The organism is Burkholderia sp. Se-20378, assembly GCF_017104665.1.
Lineage (GTDB): Bacteria > Pseudomonadota > Gammaproteobacteria > Burkholderiales > Burkholderiaceae > Burkholderia > Burkholderia lata.
The window spans coordinates 13,906-28,525 of sequence record NZ_JAAGPG010000052.1; the positions used below are offsets into that span (position 1 = coordinate 13,906).

16 protein-coding genes and 1 pseudogene are annotated in these 14,620 nt (G+C 65.6%); 12 read left to right on the forward strand and 5 right to left on the reverse strand.

Annotation, left to right across the window (positions count from 1 at the left end):
* Positions 1-39: 39 nt before the first annotated feature.
* From G3N93_RS09200 to G3N93_RS09230, 7 genes are all read left to right on the forward strand, one after another.
* Positions 40-537, forward strand: a complete 498-nt coding sequence (locus tag G3N93_RS09200) for an OmpH family outer membrane protein (protein ID WP_174941354.1) — start codon at positions 40-42, stop codon at positions 535-537.
* Between the two features lie 16 nt (positions 538-553).
* Positions 554-1,648: a UDP-3-O-(3-hydroxymyristoyl)glucosamine N-acyltransferase gene (gene lpxD, locus G3N93_RS09205; RefSeq protein ID WP_206132841.1), complete on the forward strand. Its 1,095-nt coding sequence runs from the start codon at positions 554-556 to the stop codon at positions 1,646-1,648.
* Positions 1,649-1,777: 129 nt separating this feature from the next.
* Positions 1,778-2,245, forward strand: coding sequence for a 3-hydroxyacyl-ACP dehydratase FabZ (fabZ, locus tag G3N93_RS09210; RefSeq protein ID WP_011352450.1), 468 nt, complete (start codon positions 1,778-1,780; stop codon positions 2,243-2,245).
* 58 nt (positions 2,246-2,303) lie between these two features.
* Entirely contained in the window at positions 2,304-3,092 is a 789-nt protein-coding gene (lpxA, locus tag G3N93_RS09215) for an acyl-ACP--UDP-N-acetylglucosamine O-acyltransferase (protein WP_174988880.1), read from the forward strand.
* 3 nt (positions 3,093-3,095) lie between these two features.
* Positions 3,096-4,265 (forward strand): lipid-A-disaccharide synthase, encoded by a 1,170-nt coding sequence (gene lpxB / locus G3N93_RS09220; protein WP_206132842.1) that lies wholly within the window; start codon positions 3,096-3,098, stop codon positions 4,263-4,265.
* Positions 4,262-4,906, forward strand: a complete 645-nt coding sequence (gene rnhB, locus G3N93_RS09225; RefSeq protein WP_174944522.1) for a ribonuclease HII — start codon at positions 4,262-4,264, stop codon at positions 4,904-4,906. Before lpxB ends, rnhB begins: the two co-directional genes overlap by 4 nt.
* Complete coding sequence (locus G3N93_RS09230; protein WP_174941344.1) at positions 4,903-5,685, forward strand: RNA methyltransferase; 783 nt, start codon at positions 4,903-4,905, stop codon at positions 5,683-5,685. Before rnhB ends, G3N93_RS09230 begins: the two co-directional genes overlap by 4 nt.
* Positions 5,686-5,781: 96 nt before the next feature.
* On the opposite strand, the gene G3N93_RS09235 is transcribed toward G3N93_RS09230, so the two are convergent.
* Positions 5,782-6,597, reverse strand: a complete 816-nt coding sequence (locus G3N93_RS09235; protein WP_034207652.1) for a pyruvate, water dikinase regulatory protein — start codon at positions 6,595-6,597, stop codon at positions 5,782-5,784.
* A gap of 376 nt (positions 6,598-6,973) precedes the next feature.
* Here G3N93_RS09235 and ppsA point away from each other — a divergent pair, with 376 nt between their 5' ends.
* From ppsA to G3N93_RS09250, 3 genes are all read left to right on the forward strand, one after another.
* Entirely contained in the window at positions 6,974-9,373 is a 2,400-nt protein-coding gene (gene ppsA, locus G3N93_RS09240) for a phosphoenolpyruvate synthase (RefSeq protein WP_174941342.1), read from the forward strand.
* A 251-nt stretch (positions 9,374-9,624) separates the two neighbouring features.
* Positions 9,625-10,059 (forward strand): NfeD family protein, encoded by a 435-nt coding sequence (locus G3N93_RS09245; protein ID WP_174953356.1) that lies wholly within the window; start codon positions 9,625-9,627, stop codon positions 10,057-10,059.
* 33 nt (positions 10,060-10,092) lie between these two features.
* Positions 10,093-11,028 carry an SPFH domain-containing protein gene (locus tag G3N93_RS09250; protein WP_174930983.1) on the forward strand — a complete coding sequence of 312 codons (936 nt, stop codon included), beginning with the start codon at positions 10,093-10,095 and terminating at the stop codon, positions 11,026-11,028.
* Positions 11,029-11,277: 249 nt separating this feature from the next.
* Here the strand turns inward: G3N93_RS09250 and smpB are convergent, their stop codons facing one another.
* A complete protein-coding gene (gene smpB / locus G3N93_RS09255) occupies positions 11,278-11,724 on the reverse strand; it encodes an SsrA-binding protein SmpB (protein ID WP_174941338.1) in 447 nt (148 codons plus the stop codon).
* Positions 11,725-11,822: 98 nt separating this feature from the next.
* On the opposite strand from smpB, the gene G3N93_RS09260 reads away from it, so the two are divergent.
* The gene (locus tag G3N93_RS09260) at positions 11,823-12,260 is read left to right on the forward strand and encodes a type II toxin-antitoxin system RatA family toxin (RefSeq protein WP_114177364.1); all 438 of its coding nucleotides are present in this window, start codon (positions 11,823-11,825) and stop codon (positions 12,258-12,260) included.
* Positions 12,261-12,264: 4 nt separating this feature from the next.
* Positions 12,265-12,588, forward strand: coding sequence for an RnfH family protein (locus G3N93_RS09265; protein ID WP_039342764.1), 324 nt, complete (start codon positions 12,265-12,267; stop codon positions 12,586-12,588).
* Positions 12,589-12,642: 54 nt separating this feature from the next.
* Here the strand turns inward: G3N93_RS09265 and G3N93_RS09270 are convergent, their stop codons facing one another.
* From G3N93_RS09270 to G3N93_RS09280, 3 genes and pseudogenes are all read right to left on the reverse strand, one after another.
* A complete protein-coding gene (locus G3N93_RS09270) occupies positions 12,643-13,626 on the reverse strand; it encodes a DMT family transporter (RefSeq protein ID WP_206132843.1) in 984 nt (327 codons plus the stop codon).
* Positions 13,627-13,762: 136 nt separating this feature from the next.
* Complete coding sequence (locus G3N93_RS09275) at positions 13,763-14,443, reverse strand: DUF5074 domain-containing protein (RefSeq protein WP_011352437.1); 681 nt, start codon at positions 14,441-14,443, stop codon at positions 13,763-13,765.
* Positions 14,444-14,474: 31 nt separating this feature from the next.
* Positions 14,475-14,620: pseudogene (locus tag G3N93_RS09280) on the reverse strand (helix-turn-helix domain-containing protein); the annotation flags it as partial.

Consider the following 14,620-nt stretch of genomic DNA (forward strand, 5'->3'; position numbering starts at 1 on the left):
AGGGTAATTTTGCTAACCGGTAAGTTTTCGAAACGAGTGATGTGCGCGCTGACCGTTGCGCTGGCCTTGGGCGCGGCAACGGCGCACGCACAGGACGTCGCCCGCATCGCGGCGGTCAATTCGGATCGGATCCTGCGCGAGTCGGTGCCCGCGAAGGCGGCGCAGACGAAGCTCGAAGCCGAGTTCGCGAAGCGTGACAAGGATCTGCAGGATCTCGGGGCGCGCCTGAAGTCGATGTCCGATTCGCTGGACAAGAACGGCGCGTCGCTGTCGGCGGCCGACCGCGCGCAGAAGCAGCGCGATCTCGCCCAGCTCGATACCGACTTCCAGCGCAAGCAGCGCGAGTTCCGCGAAGACCTGAACCAGCGCCGCAACGAGGAGCTGGCGGCCGTGCTCGAGCGGGCGAACAAGGTCATCAAGCAGATCGCCGAGCAGCAGAATTACGACCTGATCGTGCAGGAAGCCGTGTACGTCAGCCCGCGCATCGACATCACCGACAAGGTGCTCAAGGCGCTCGCGTCCGGCTCGACGAACTGAACGGAGCAGACGACGAATGGCATTGACGCTTGAGGAACTCGTAAAGCGGTTCGGCGGCGAGATCGCCGGCGACGCACAGTGCAAGGTGGGCGGGCTCGCACCGCTCGACCAGGCAGGCCCGCAGCAACTCGCGTTCCTCGCGAATCCGAAGTACCTGTCGCAGGTCGAGTCGACCCGCGCCGGCGCGGTGCTGATCGCGCCGGAGGATCTGGAAAAGCTGGGTGCGGCCGCGAGCGGCCGGACGGCCGGTCCCCGCAATTTCATCGTCACGCCGAATCCATACGCGTACTTCGCGCGCGTCGCGCAGATGTTCATCGATCTGGCCACGCCGCAGCGTGCCGCCGGTGTGCATCCGAGCGCGACGATCGATCCGGCCGCGCAGGTTGCCGCGAGCGCGGTGATCGGCCCGCACGTGACGGTCGAGGCCGGCGCGGTGATCGAAGACGGCGTGCAGCTCGATGCGAACGTATTCGTCGGCCGCGGCACGACGATCGGTGCGGGCTCGCATCTGTATCCGAACGCGTCGGTGTATCACGGCTGCAAGGTCGGCCCGCGCGCGATCATCCACGCGGGTGCCGTGATCGGCTCCGACGGCTTCGGCTTCGCGCCGGATTTCATCGGCGACGGCGACGCGCGCACCGGCAGCTGGGTCAAGATCCCGCAGGTCGGCGGCGTCACGATCGGCCCCGACGTCGAGATCGGCGCGAACACGACGATCGACCGTGGCGCGATGGCGGATACCGTCATCGAGGAATGCGTGAAGATCGACAACCAGGTGCAGATCGGCCACAACTGCCGGATCGGCGCCTACACGGTGATCGCCGGCAGTGCCGGGATCGCGGGCAGCACGACGATCGGCCGCCACTGCATGATCGGCGGCGCGGCCGGGATCGCCGGCCACGTGACGCTCGGCGACTATGTCATCATCACGGCGAAATCGGGCGTATCGAAGTCGCTGCCGAAAGCCGGCATCTATACCAGCGCGTTCCCGGCCGTCGACCACGGCGAATGGAACAAGAGCGCCGCGCTCGTGCGCAACCTCGACAAGCTGCGCGAGCGCATCAAGGCGCTCGAAGCCGCGCTCGCCGCCCAGGGCGGCACGGACGCCTGAGCGCATCATGCGAGACCTCGAACCGGGTACGGCCAGCGCAACCGGCCCGGTTTGCCAGACTGGGCCGCACGGCGGCCCGCTTCAGCCTTTGCATCACCACCGCGCAGCCTCTGCGTGAGACGAACCATCATGAGCACTGAAAAAATCAATCTCGACATCCACAAGATCCTCACGCTGCTGCCGCATCGCTACCCGATTCTGCTCGTCGATCGCGTGCTCGAACTCGAACCGCACAAGGGAATCAAAGCGCTGAAGAACGTGTCGATCAACGAGCCGTACTTCCAGGGACATTTCCCGAAGCGGCCGGTGATGCCGGGCGTGCTGATCCTCGAAGCGCTTGCGCAGGCCGCGGCGCTGCTGACTTTCTCGGAAGAGCAGCCGAAGGATCCGGAGAACACGCTGTACTACTTCGTCGGGATCGATGGCGCGCGCTTCAAGCGTCCGGTCGAGCCGGGCGACCAACTGATTCTGAACGTGACGTTCGAACGCTACATCCGCGGCATCTGGAAGTTCAAGGCGGTGGCGGAAGTGGACGGCAAGGTGGCGGCGGAAGCCGAGCTGATGTGCACGGTCAAGACGACCGACGTGGCGCCCTGAGCGACGCGGCACGGACAGGCAACGCAACGCGACACATCACATCGAGAGGCAACGGCGCATGACCAGGATTCATCCCACCGCGATTGTCGAACCGGGCGCGCAGATCGACGAATCGGTCGAGATCGGTCCGTACGCGATCGTCGGTCCGCACGTCACGATCGGCGCGCGTACGACGATCGGCTCGCACAGCGTGATCGAAGGCCATACGACGCTCGGCGAGGACAACCGCATCGGCCATTACGCGTCGGTCGGTGGTCGTCCGCAGGACATGAAGTACAAGGACGAGCCGACGAAGCTCGTGATCGGCAACCGCAACACGATCCGCGAATTCACGACGATCCACACGGGCACCGTGCAGGACGTCGGCGTGACGACGCTCGGTGACGACAACTGGATCATGGCCTATGTGCACATCGGTCACGACTGCACCGTCGGCAACCACGTGATCCTGTCGAGCAACGCACAGATGGCCGGCCACGTCGAGATCGGCGACTGGGCGATCGTCGGCGGGATGTCGGGCGTCCACCAGTTCGTGCGCATCGGTGCGCACTCGATGCTGGGCGGCGCGTCGGCGCTCGTGCAGGACATTCCGCCGTTCGTGATCGCGGCGGGCAACAAGGCCGAGCCGCACGGGATCAACGTCGAAGGGCTGCGCCGGCGCGGTTTCTCGCCCGACGCGATCTCCGCGCTGCGCAGCGCGTACCGCCTGCTGTACAAGAACGGCCTGTCGTTCGAGGAAGCGAAAGTGCAGTTGCGCGAGCTGGCTGCGGCGGGCGGCGAGGGTGACGCACCTGTAACGACGCTCGTCGAGTTCATCGACGCGTCGCAACGCGGCATCATCCGCTAAGCGATGCCGCTTCCGACCTCTCAGCTCCGGCTCGCGATGGTGGCCGGCGAACCGTCGGGCGACCTGCTCGGCGCGTCGCTGCTCGGCGGGCTGCGCGAGCGGCTGCCCGAATCGGCCCAGTACTACGGGATCGGCGGGCAGCGGATGATCGCGCACGGCTTCGACTCGCACTGGCAGATGGACAAGCTGACCGTGCGCGGCTATGTCGAGGCGCTGGGCCAGATTCCCGAGATCCTGCGGATTCGCGGCGAGCTGAAGCGCCAGTTGCTCGCCGAGCGTCCGGACGCGTTCATCGGCGTCGACGCGCCCGACTTCAACTTCAACGTCGAACAGGCCGCGCGCGACGCGGGCATCCCGTCGATTCATTTCGTGTGCCCGTCGATCTGGGCATGGCGCGGCGGCCGGATCAAGAAGATCGCGAAGTCCGTCGACCACATGCTGTGCCTGTTCCCGTTCGAACCGGCGATTCTCGACAAGGCAGGCGTTGCCTCGACCTACGTCGGCCATCCGCTCGCCGACGAGATTCCGCTCGAACCCGACACGCACGGTGCGCGCATCGCGCTCGGACTGCCGGCCGACGACCCGGTGATTGCCGTGTTGCCGGGCAGCCGGCGCTCGGAAATCGCGCTGATCGGCCCGACGTTCTTCGCGGCGATGGCGCTCATGCAGCAGCGCGAGCCCGGCGTGCGGTTCGTGATGCCGGCGGCGACGCCCGCGCTGCGCGCACTGCTGCAGCCGCTCGTCGATGCGCATCCGCAGCTCGCGCTGACGATCACCGACGGCCGCTCGCAGGTTGCGATGACCGCTGCCGACGCGATCCTCGTGAAGAGCGGCACGGTCACGCTGGAAGCCGCGCTGCTGAAGAAGCCGATGGTGATCTCGTACAAGGTGCCCTGGCTGACCGGGCAGATCATGCGCCGGCAGGGTTACCTGCCGTACGTCGGTTTGCCGAATATCCTGGCGGGGCGTTTCGTCGTGCCCGAGCTGCTGCAGCATTTCGCGACGCCCGAGGCGCTCGCCGATGCGACGCTCACGCAGCTGCGCGACGATGCGAACCGCCGCACGCTGACCGAAATATTTACCGAAATGCATCTTTCGCTGCGGCAGAACACGGCCGCGAAGGCGGCCGAAGCGGTCGTGCGCGTGCTCGAACAACGCAAGGGGCGCGCATGACCGCAGTACGTGCACCACGCCGTCGCGCGTCGAGCGACGAGCAGGGCGGTTTCGATTTCAGCCGTCCCGACGAGATCGTCTGCGGCGTCGACGAAGCGGGCCGCGGCCCGCTCGCGGGGCCGGTGGTGGCCGCCGCGGTGATTCTCGATCCGGCGCAGCCGATCGACGGGCTCGACGATTCGAAGGCGCTGTCCGCGAAGAAGCGCGATGCGTTGTACGAGCTGATCGTCGCGCGCTCGCTGTCGTATTGCGTCGCATCGGCGAGCGTCGACGAGATCGACACGCTGAACATCCTGCACGCGACGATGCTCGCGATGAAGCGGGCGGTCGAAGGGCTGTCGGTCCTGCCGACGCTCGCGCAGATCGACGGCAACCGCTGCCCGACACTGACCGTGCGCGCCGAGGCGATCGTCAGCGGCGACGCGCTCGTGCCGAGCATCTCGGCCGCGTCGATTCTCGCGAAGGTCACCCGTGACCGCATGCTCGTCGACCTGCACGAACGCTTCCCCGCGTACGGCTTCAACGTACATGCGGGCTACGGCACCGCGAAACACCTTGCCGCACTGCGCGAGCACGGCCCGTGCGAAGCCCATCGGCGCTCGTTCGCGCCGGTTCGTGCGGCACTCGACCTGATTCGATGAAAAGCATTACATCCCGCGACAACCCGCTGTACAAGCGCCTGAAGGCGCTCGCGGGTTCGACGTCCCATCAGCGCCGCGGCGGCCAGGCGCTGCTCGAAGGATTCCATCTCGCGAGCGCGTACCTCGACACGGGCGCGACGCCCGAGCTGTGCGTCACGACCGAAGGTGCACTCGGCCACGACGAGGCCCAGGCGATCGTCGCGCGCATCGATGCGCAACGGATCGTCACGCTGCCCGACGCGCTGTTCGGGCAGTTGTCGAACGTCGTCAACGGTGTCGGCTTCCTGCTGCTCGTCGACCGGCCGGCGCAGCCGCTGCCGGCGCGTGTGACGCAGTCGTCGGTCGTGCTCGACGGTGTGCAGGACGCCGGCAACGTCGGTTCGATCCTGCGCAGCGCGGCGGCCGCAGGCGTGCGCCACGTGTTCTGTGCGCCGGGGACCGCGTATGCATGGTCGTCGAAGGTGCTGCGCTCGGGCATGGGCGCGCATTTCCTGCTGTCGATCCACGAGGACGTCGAAGCCGGCGCGCTCGCCGAGCGCCTCGATGTGCCGGTCGCGCTGACCGACTCGCACGGCGCGCAGGCGGTCTATGACTGCGACCTGTCGGGGCCGGTTGCGTGGGTGTTCGGCAACGAGGGTGCCGGTGTGTCGGCGTTCTGGCGCGATGCCGCCACGCATCGCGTGACGATCCCGCAGCCGGGCGGGATGGAGTCGCTGAACGTCGCGGCCGCGGCTGCGGTCTGCCTGTTCGAGCAGGTGCGTCAGCAGCGGCGTGCGTGACGCCACGCGCGTGCTGTCTCCGCACCATGAAAAAGGCCGCGTTCGACGCGGCCTTTTTGTTTCCGGCGGCGGCCGGGCGGCCGCCAGCGCCCAGTCTTAGTACGACTGCCGGTCGAGGCGGATTTCCTGCAGGATCGTCGTCGCGATTTCCTCGATCGACTTGTGCGTCGACGACAGCCACTTGATCCCCTCGCGGCGCATCATCGCTTCGGCTTCGTTGATCTCGTAGCGACAGTTCTCGGGCGCCGCGTATTTGCTGCCCGGCCGGCGCTCGTTGCGGATCTCCGACAGGCGCTGCGGATCGATCGACAGCCCGAACAGCTTGTCGCTGTACGGCGACAACGCCGACGGCAGCTTGCCGCGCTCGAAATCTTCCGGAATCAGCGGATAGTTTGCGGCCTTCACGCCGTACTGCATCGCGAGATACAGGCTCGTTGGCGTCTTGCCGCTGCGCGACACGCCGACGAGGATCACGTCGGCTTCCGACAGGTTGCGGTTCGACTGGCCGTCGTCGTGCGCGAGCGAGAAGTTGATCGCTTCGATCCGGGTCTTGTATTCCTCGGTGTCCGCGTTCTGGTGGCCGCGGCCCATCGCGTGGCTCGACTTGAGCTCCAGTTCCTGCTCGAGCGGTTCGACGAAGCGCTGGAACATGTCGAGCACGAGTGCGTTCGAGCGCTTGACGATGTCGTTCGACTCGCTGTCGACGAGCGTCGTGAACACGATCGCGCGGCGGCCGTCGTGCACGGCGGCCTCGTTGATCTTCTCGACGGTCGCATAGGCCTTGTCGAGCGAGTCGACGAACGGCACGCGCACGAGACGGAATTTCTGGTCGAACTGGGAGAGGATCGAATGCGCGAAGGTTTCGGCAGTGATCCCGGTGCCGTCGGAGACGATGAATACGGTAGGCAGCATGAATCTGGGCGTCGAACGTGAAGGGCGGTTGCGCGGGCGGCTGGAGGTTCGCCTCCAGACGCAGTGACAAGGTCGCGCCACATCCGGCAGCCGGCACGGTAGAATAGCGGCAACCTGTTGGATAAGCAATTGCGGGGGCAGGGCGCGAACGGCGCCCCAGGCTTCGCCGCTCGATTCCAAAATTCCCGGCAAGTTTGGCGATTTGTCTGCAAATATCGCCCTTCTGCCGGGATTTTTGCAAATCGGGTCGGAAGATTATCCGCCGCTGCGATTGTTTCTCCAACAGGTTGCGCAAGACGCGCCGCGCCTTTTTGCAAGCGCCCGCGTCCAAGCCCACTTGCGCAATCGAGCATTTTTTTCACACTTAGGGGCTTGTATGACTAACGCAGCAAACGTCGCAAAGGACCAGGCGTATGTAATTCCGTTCGAGCAGTTGCGGATGACCGATGTGGAGATCGTCGGCGGCAAGAATGCGTCGCTTGGCGAAATGATCAGCCAGCTTTCCGAAGCAGGCGTTCGCGTACCCACCGGTTTCGCCACGACCGCGCTCGCGTTCCGCGATTTCCTCAAGCACAACGACCTTACCGACCGCATCGCCAAGCGTCTCGAGTCGCTCGACATCGACGACGTGAAGGCGCTCGCCGAAGCCGGTGCCGAAATCCGCAAGTGGATCGTCGATGCGCCGATGCAGGCACGTCTCGCGCAGGAAATCCGTGAGCAGTTCGAAATCCTGAAGAACAGCTCGCCGGGCGAGCTGTCGTTCGCCGTGCGTTCGTCCGCCACCGCGGAAGATCTGCCCGACGCATCGTTCGCCGGCCAGCAGGAGTCGTACCTGAACGTCGTCGGCATCGAAGACGTGCTCGACCGCATGAAGCACGTGTTCGCGTCGCTGTACAACGACCGCGCGATCTCGTATCGCGTGCACAAGGGCTTCACGCACGCGGAAGTCGCGCTGTCGGCCGGCGTTCAGCGCATGGTCCGCTCGGACGTCGGCGCGGCCGGCGTGATGTTCACGATCGATACCGAATCGGGCTTCAAGGACGCCGTGTTCATCACGTCGAGCTACGGCCTGGGCGAAACCGTCGTGCAGGGCGCCGTGAACCCGGACGAGTTCTACGTGTTCAAGACGACGCTCGCACAGGACAAGTACCCGATCATCCGCCGCTCGATCGGCTCGAAGCTGATCAAGATGGAATTCACGCAGCCGGGCGAGCCGGGCCGCGTGAAGACGGTCGACGTGCCGCACGAACAGCGCAACCGCTACTCGATCACCGACGAAGACGTGATCGAGCTGGCGAAGTACGCGGTCATCATCGAGAAGCACTACCAGCGTCCGATGGACATCGAGTGGGGCAAGGACGGCCGCGACGGCAAGATCTTCATCCTGCAGGCACGCCCGGAAACCGTGAAGAGCCAGGCGACCGGCAAGGCCGAGCAGCGCTTCAAGCTGAAGGGCCAGTCGCAGGTGCTCGCGACGGGTCGTGCGATCGGCCAGAAGATCGGCGCGGGCCCCGTGCGCGTGATCCAGGATCCGTCGGAAATGGAACGCGTGCAGCCGGGCGACGTGCTGGTGGCCGACATGACCGACCCGAACTGGGAGCCGGTGATGAAGCGTGCAGCCGCGATCGTCACGAACCGTGGCGGCCGCACCTGCCACGCGGCAATCATCGCGCGTGAGCTCGGCGTGCCGGCAGTCGTCGGCTGCGGCGATGCAACCGACATCCTGAAGGACGGCGCGCTCGTCACCGTGTCGTGCGCGGAAGGCGACGAAGGCAAGATCTACGACGGCCTGCTCGAGACGGAAGTCACGGAAGTGCAGCGCGGCGAACTGCCGGAAATCCCGGTCAAGATCATGATGAACGTCGGCAACCCGCAGCTCGCGTTCGACTTCTCGCAACTGCCGAACGGCGGCGTGGGTCTCGCGCGTCTCGAGTTCATCATCAACAACAACATCGGCGTTCACCCGAAGGCGATCCTCGAGTACCCGAACATCGACCAGGACCTGAAGAAGGCCGTCGAGAGCGTCGCGCGCGGTCACGCATCGCCGCGTCAGTTCTACGTCGACAAGCTGACGGAAGGTGTCGCGACGATCGCGGCGGCGTTCTATCCGAAGCCCGTGATCGTGCGCCTGTCCGACTTCAAGTCGAACGAGTACAAGAAGCTGATCGGCGGTTCGCGTTACGAGCCGGACGAGGAAAACCCGATGCTGGGCTTCCGCGGCGCGTCGCGTTACATCGCTGAAGACTTCGCGCAGGCGTTCGAGATGGAGTGCCGCGCACTGAAGCGCGTGCGCGACGAGATGGGCCTGACCAACGTCGAGATCATGGTGCCGTTCGTGCGTACCGTGAAGCAGGCGGAGCGCGTCGTCGGCCTGCTCGAGAAGTTCGGCCTGAAGCGCGGCGAAAACGGCCTGCGCCTCGTGATGATGTGTGAAGTCCCGACCAACGCGATTCTCGCCGAAGACTTCCTGCAGTTCTTCGACGGTTTCTCGATCGGCTCGAACGACCTTACGCAGCTCACGCTCGGCCTCGACCGCGACTCGGGCATGGAACTGCTGGCTGTCGACTTCGACGAACGCGACCCGGCCGTCAAGTTCCTGCTGAAGCGCGCGATCGATACCTGCCGCAAGATGGGCAAGTACGTCGGTATCTGCGGCCAGGGCCCGTCCGATCACCCGGACTTCGCGCAATGGCTGACGGACGAAGGCATCGTGTCGATCTCGCTGAACCCCGACACGATCATCGAAACGTGGCAGGCGCTCGCCAACCGGAAGTAACGGTCGGTAACGCACTTTGACGGAAGCGCGGTGGCACCGTGCTTCCGTTGAAGGCAAAATGCAAGGTTCATGCTATAAACACCCCGGTAAGCACCGGGGTGTTTTTGTTTGTGGGTACTCGTCGGGCCGCCTCAAGCGTGCCTGCCACCTCGTCGGGGCAGCGAGCATATCGTTCCAGAGTCGCGCTTCAACGCGTATTCTGGTTGCTTGCAACGCTAGTGAGCGCGGGGGATGTTTTTCTGGAGACCACAATGATGTCGGGGCATCTGTTCTGGTGGGTCGCGGTGGGCGTGCTGGTCGTGGCCGAGTTGCTGACGGGCACGTTCTACCTGTTGATGATCGCGCTCGGCTTTCTCGCCGGCGGGCTGCTGCAACTGGCCGGCTTCGCGCCGCATGTGCAGTTCGGTGCGGCGGCGGCGGTCGCGATCGTCGCGATGGTCGTGTTGCGGCGGTCGGGGCTCGGCCGCAAGCAGAAGCGCGACACATCGACGAATCCCGACGTCAATCTCGATATCGGCGCGACCGTCACGGTCGACGCGTGGCGTGACGGCCGCGCGCGCGTGCAGTATCGCGGCGCCGACTGGGACGTCGAGCTCGAGAACGGCGAGCGCGACGATGTGCACGTGTATCAGGTGAGTGCCGTGCGCGGCAATTGTCTCGTGGTCGTGGCGAAACCCGCGGGCTGATCGTCCGCGGATACAACAAGGAGGGAATACTTCATGGATTCGCTGATCATCTGGGTTGTCCTGCTCGTCATCGCGATCGTGATCGTGTCGAAGACGGTGAAGATCGTGCCGCAGCAGCATGCATGGGTGCTTGAACGCTTCGGGCGCTATCACGCGACGCTGTCGCCTGGCCTGAACATCGTGCTGCCGTTCGTCGATCGCATCGCATACCGGCACATGCTGAAGGAAATCCCGCTCGACGTACCGAGCCAGGTCTGTATCACGCGCGACAACACGCAGCTGCAGGTCGATGGCGTGCTGTATTTCCAGGTGACCGATCCGATGAAGGCGTCGTACGGGTCGAGCAACTTCGTGCTCGCGATCACGCAGCTCGCGCAAACGACGTTGCGCTCGGTGGTCGGCAAGCTCGAACTCGACAAGACGTTCGAGGAGCGCGACTTCATCAACCACAACATCGTGTCGGCGCTCGATCAGGCGGCGGCGAACTGGGGGGTGAAGGTCCTGCGCTACGAGATCAAGGACCTGACGCCGCCGAAGGAAATCCTGCACGCGATGCAGGCGCAGATCACCGCGGAGCGTGAAAAGCGCGCGCTGATCGCCGCCTCGGAAGGCCGCAAGCAGGAGCAGATCAACCTCGCGTCGGGCGCGCGCGAAGCGGCGATCCAGAAATCCGAAGGCGAGCGGCAAGCCGCGATCAACCAGGCGCAGGGCGAAGCCGCCGCGATTCTGGCGGTGGCTGAAGCGAACGCGCAAGCGATCCAGAAGATCGCGAACGCAATGCAATCGCAGGGCGGGATGGACGCGGTGAACCTGAAGGTTGCCGAGCAGTATGTCAGCGCATTCTCGAATCTCGCGAAGCAGGGCAACACACTGATCGTGCCGGCGAACCTGTCGGATCTCGGCACCGCGATCTCGTCGGCACTGACGATCGTCAAGAGCGCGGGGGCGGCTTCGGGCGGGAAGGCCTGAACCGGACCTGCGCGGTGCGCAGGCAGCCGCCGCGTGCGATCGGCGTGCGGCGAATCGTCGCGCAGCCGGGGCGCGGGTGATACCCGCGTGGCGGCGTCATCGGTACCTTTCTTCAGTCGAAACGGGCGGATTGGTGCGCAGCGTGCCGATCCGGCCACTGCCGGGCAGCCGGCATGCAAGATTCACATCGCCCAAGCAACACGGCCCGCTTCGAGCGGGCCGTGTCGTTTGTGATGCGTGTCGCGCAGGTCAGGTGCCGGCGCGCATGATGCGTGCCTTTTCGCGTTCCCAGTCGCGCTTCTTCTCGGTTTCGCGCTTGTCGTGCAGCTTCTTGCCCTTCGCGAGCGCGATGTCGCACTTCACGCGACCGCCCTTGTAGTGGAAGTTCAGCGGCACGAGCGTGTAGCCACGCTGCTCGACCTTGCCGATCAGTTTCTTGATTTCGTCGCGGTGCAGCAGCAGCTTGCGCGTGCGAACCGGGTCGGGCGTGATGTGGGTCGAAGCTTCGGGCAGCGGGCTGATATGGGTGCCGATCAGGAAGATCTCGGCGTGCTTGATCACGACGTAACCTTCCCGGATCTGGCCGCGCCCGGCGCGCAGCGCCTTGACTTCCCAGCCCTCGAGCACGAGCCCCGCCTCGTAGCGTTCCTCGATGTGATAATCGAAGTGCGCTTTCCTGTTGTCGATGATGCTCATGAAAGGATCGGGCCAACTCGTTTAAAATCACGATTTTAGCAAAGCGGGGCGGGAATCGCCCGGCTTGCGTTCTCACCTTAAGCGATGCCGCGCGATTTATGGCAGATGTCCAGAAAACCGTATTGATCCGTCATTCGGCGGAACAGATGTTCGACCTCGTTACCGACGTGGCCGACTACCCCAATTTCCTGCCCTGGTGCGGCGGCGTCGAGATTCGCCGTCAGGACGAGAGCGGGATGGAAGCGCGCATCGACATCAACTTCAAAGGCATCAAGCAGCATTTCGCGACGCGCAACACGCAGCAGCGCCCGACGCGGATCGACATGGAGTTCACGGACGGCCCGTTCAAGAAGTTCACGGGCACGTGGCGCTTCACGGCACTACGTGCCGATGCCTGCAAGATCGAATTCGCGCTGCACTACGAGTTCTCGAGCATCCTGCTCGAGAAGATCATCGGGCCCGTGTTCAGCCACATCGCGAACACGTTCGTCGATTCGTTCGTGAAGCGCGCCGACCAGCGCTACGGGAAGGGGTGACGCGATGTTGTCGATCGAAGTCTGCTACGCGCTGCCGGATCGTCAGACGCTGATTCCGCTGTCGCTGCCCGAAGGGGCGACCGTTCGTTCGGCGATCGATGCGAGCGGCGTACTCGCGCTGCACCCGGAAATCGATCTCGCGAACGCGAAGACGGGCGTGTATGGCAAGCTTGCGCCGCTCGACGCACCGCTCGCCGACCACGACCGTGTCGAGATCTACCGCCCGTTGATCGTCGATCCGAAGCTCGCGCGCCAGCGGCGCGTCGACAAGTCGCGCCGCGACGGCTCCATCGAGGGCCGCAAGTGGATGCACAAGGACGCGCGCTGACGCGGGCCGATCAGCTTCTTTCACCCCGATTCGTCTGATCAAACGCCGTGGCGCTCAGTGGGCCGCGGCGTTCGCGTTTACCGGCGCGCTTCCCGACGGATCGCCGCCGGCGGGCGTGTCGCCGTGTTGCCGTACCGATCCGTAGACGCCCGCGAGCAGCAGCACCAGCGCGGCGATCTCGAGCGCATGCGGCATCCGCTGGTCGTACACGAATGCGTAAAGCATCGCGAATACGGTTTCGAACACGATCAGCTGGCCCGACAGCGTGAGCGGCAGCCGCTTCGACGCGGCATTCCACAGCCCGTTGCCGAGCCACGATGCGCCGATCGCGAGCACGAGGTTCAGCAGCCAGAACAGCTGCCAGCGCGACGCCGGGACCGCTGCCTGCACGGTGCCGGCCGGCAGCGCGAGGATCGCGATCCAGACGAGCCCGCCGATCAGGCCCGTCACGACACCCCACAGCACCGACCACTCGTTGCCGCCGAAATGATGATGGCGCTGCAGATAGCGCGCGTTCGCGACCGCATACCAGGTCCAGCTCGCGAGTGCGCCCGCCGCACAGGCGATGCCGGCGAGCTTCTGGCCGAGCGTCGTCGCATGCGCGGCTTCGGACGTGAACAGGTCGACGTTGATGCAGACGATGCCCGCGATCACCAGCGCGAGCGGGGCCGCGAGCCGCCGCAGCGGCACGGCGCCGTGGTCGCCGAGGCCTGCGAGCGTGACCGTGACGGGCAGCACGCCGACGATCAGCGAACTGGGCGCGATGCCGATCAGGTGCACGGCGCCGGACAGCAGCATGTAGTACGCGACGTTGCCGACGACGGCGAGCCTGACCAGCGCGACGAGATCCTCGCGGGTCAGCCGCGCGAGCAGCGAGCGGGCGGCCGGCAGTGCGGCTGCCAACGACACGAGGCCGTACATCGCGTAGCGGCCGGCGCTCAGTAGTAGCGGCGAGAAGTCGGTCAGCAGCCGCGGAACGAGAAACACCATGCCCCACAGGGCACCTGCCAGAACACCATAGACCACACCGCGCTGCATCGACCGCTCCGAACACATGACTGACGAGCCCGCATCTTAGCGATGCGGTCGCGGCGTCGTCTTGTTCATTCCTGCACTCGACGCAGGGCGGGGCGCAGGCGTGCTGCGCCCGGGCGCGATCAAGGCAGCCGGCGGATCATTCGTCAGCCGAATCGGGCGCTGCTCCCGCGTTGTTGCCCGACGCCCGCGCGGGCCGACGCACGGTGCGCAGCGTGCCGCTGTTGCCGCCACCGCAGTAGAAGCGGTCGTGGCCGTCGGATTCGAGCCCCGATACGCCGACGCCGGCCGGCATGTCGATCTGCTCGAGCACCTGGCCCGTACGCGGATCGATGTGCCGCAAGTCGGCCTGGTCGGCTTCCCAGGTACCGTGCCACAGCTCGCCGTCGACCCACGTCACGCCGGTGACGAAGCGGTTCGATTCGATCGTGCGCAGCACGGCGCCCGATTGCGGATCGACCTGATGAATCTTGCGTTCGCGGTACTGGCCGACCCACAGCGCGCCTTCGGCCCACGCCAGTCCCGAATCGCCGCCGTTGCCGGGGGCGGGGATCGTCGCGAGCACGCGGCCCGATTCGGGATCGATCTTCTCGATGCGGTCCTCGACGATCTGGTACAGGTGGCGGCCGTCGAACGCCGTGCCCGCATGCGCGGCGACGTCGAGCGAGCGCACGGTCGTGCCGCGTTCCGGGTCGAGCGCATTCAGCTTGTCGCCGGACGCGTACCACACGTACTGCCCGTCGTACGTGACGCCGTGTACGCCGTCGACGCCCGGAAACGGGCCGTATTCGCGAAGGATGTCTGCACTGGAGCGTTTCATGTTCGTCACCTCGTCGTTCGGTGAGGTCATCCTAATCGCCCGGCAGCGGGGCAGGGAGTAACAAGGTCGTCGCGAAACCGGGCAGCGGCGGCGTCATCCAGCGGCGCGCGCGGCCGCGGCCGAGCGCCTGGACCTTGTCGGCTTCGGCGAGCGCGTCGAGCGCGCGCTGCACGGTGC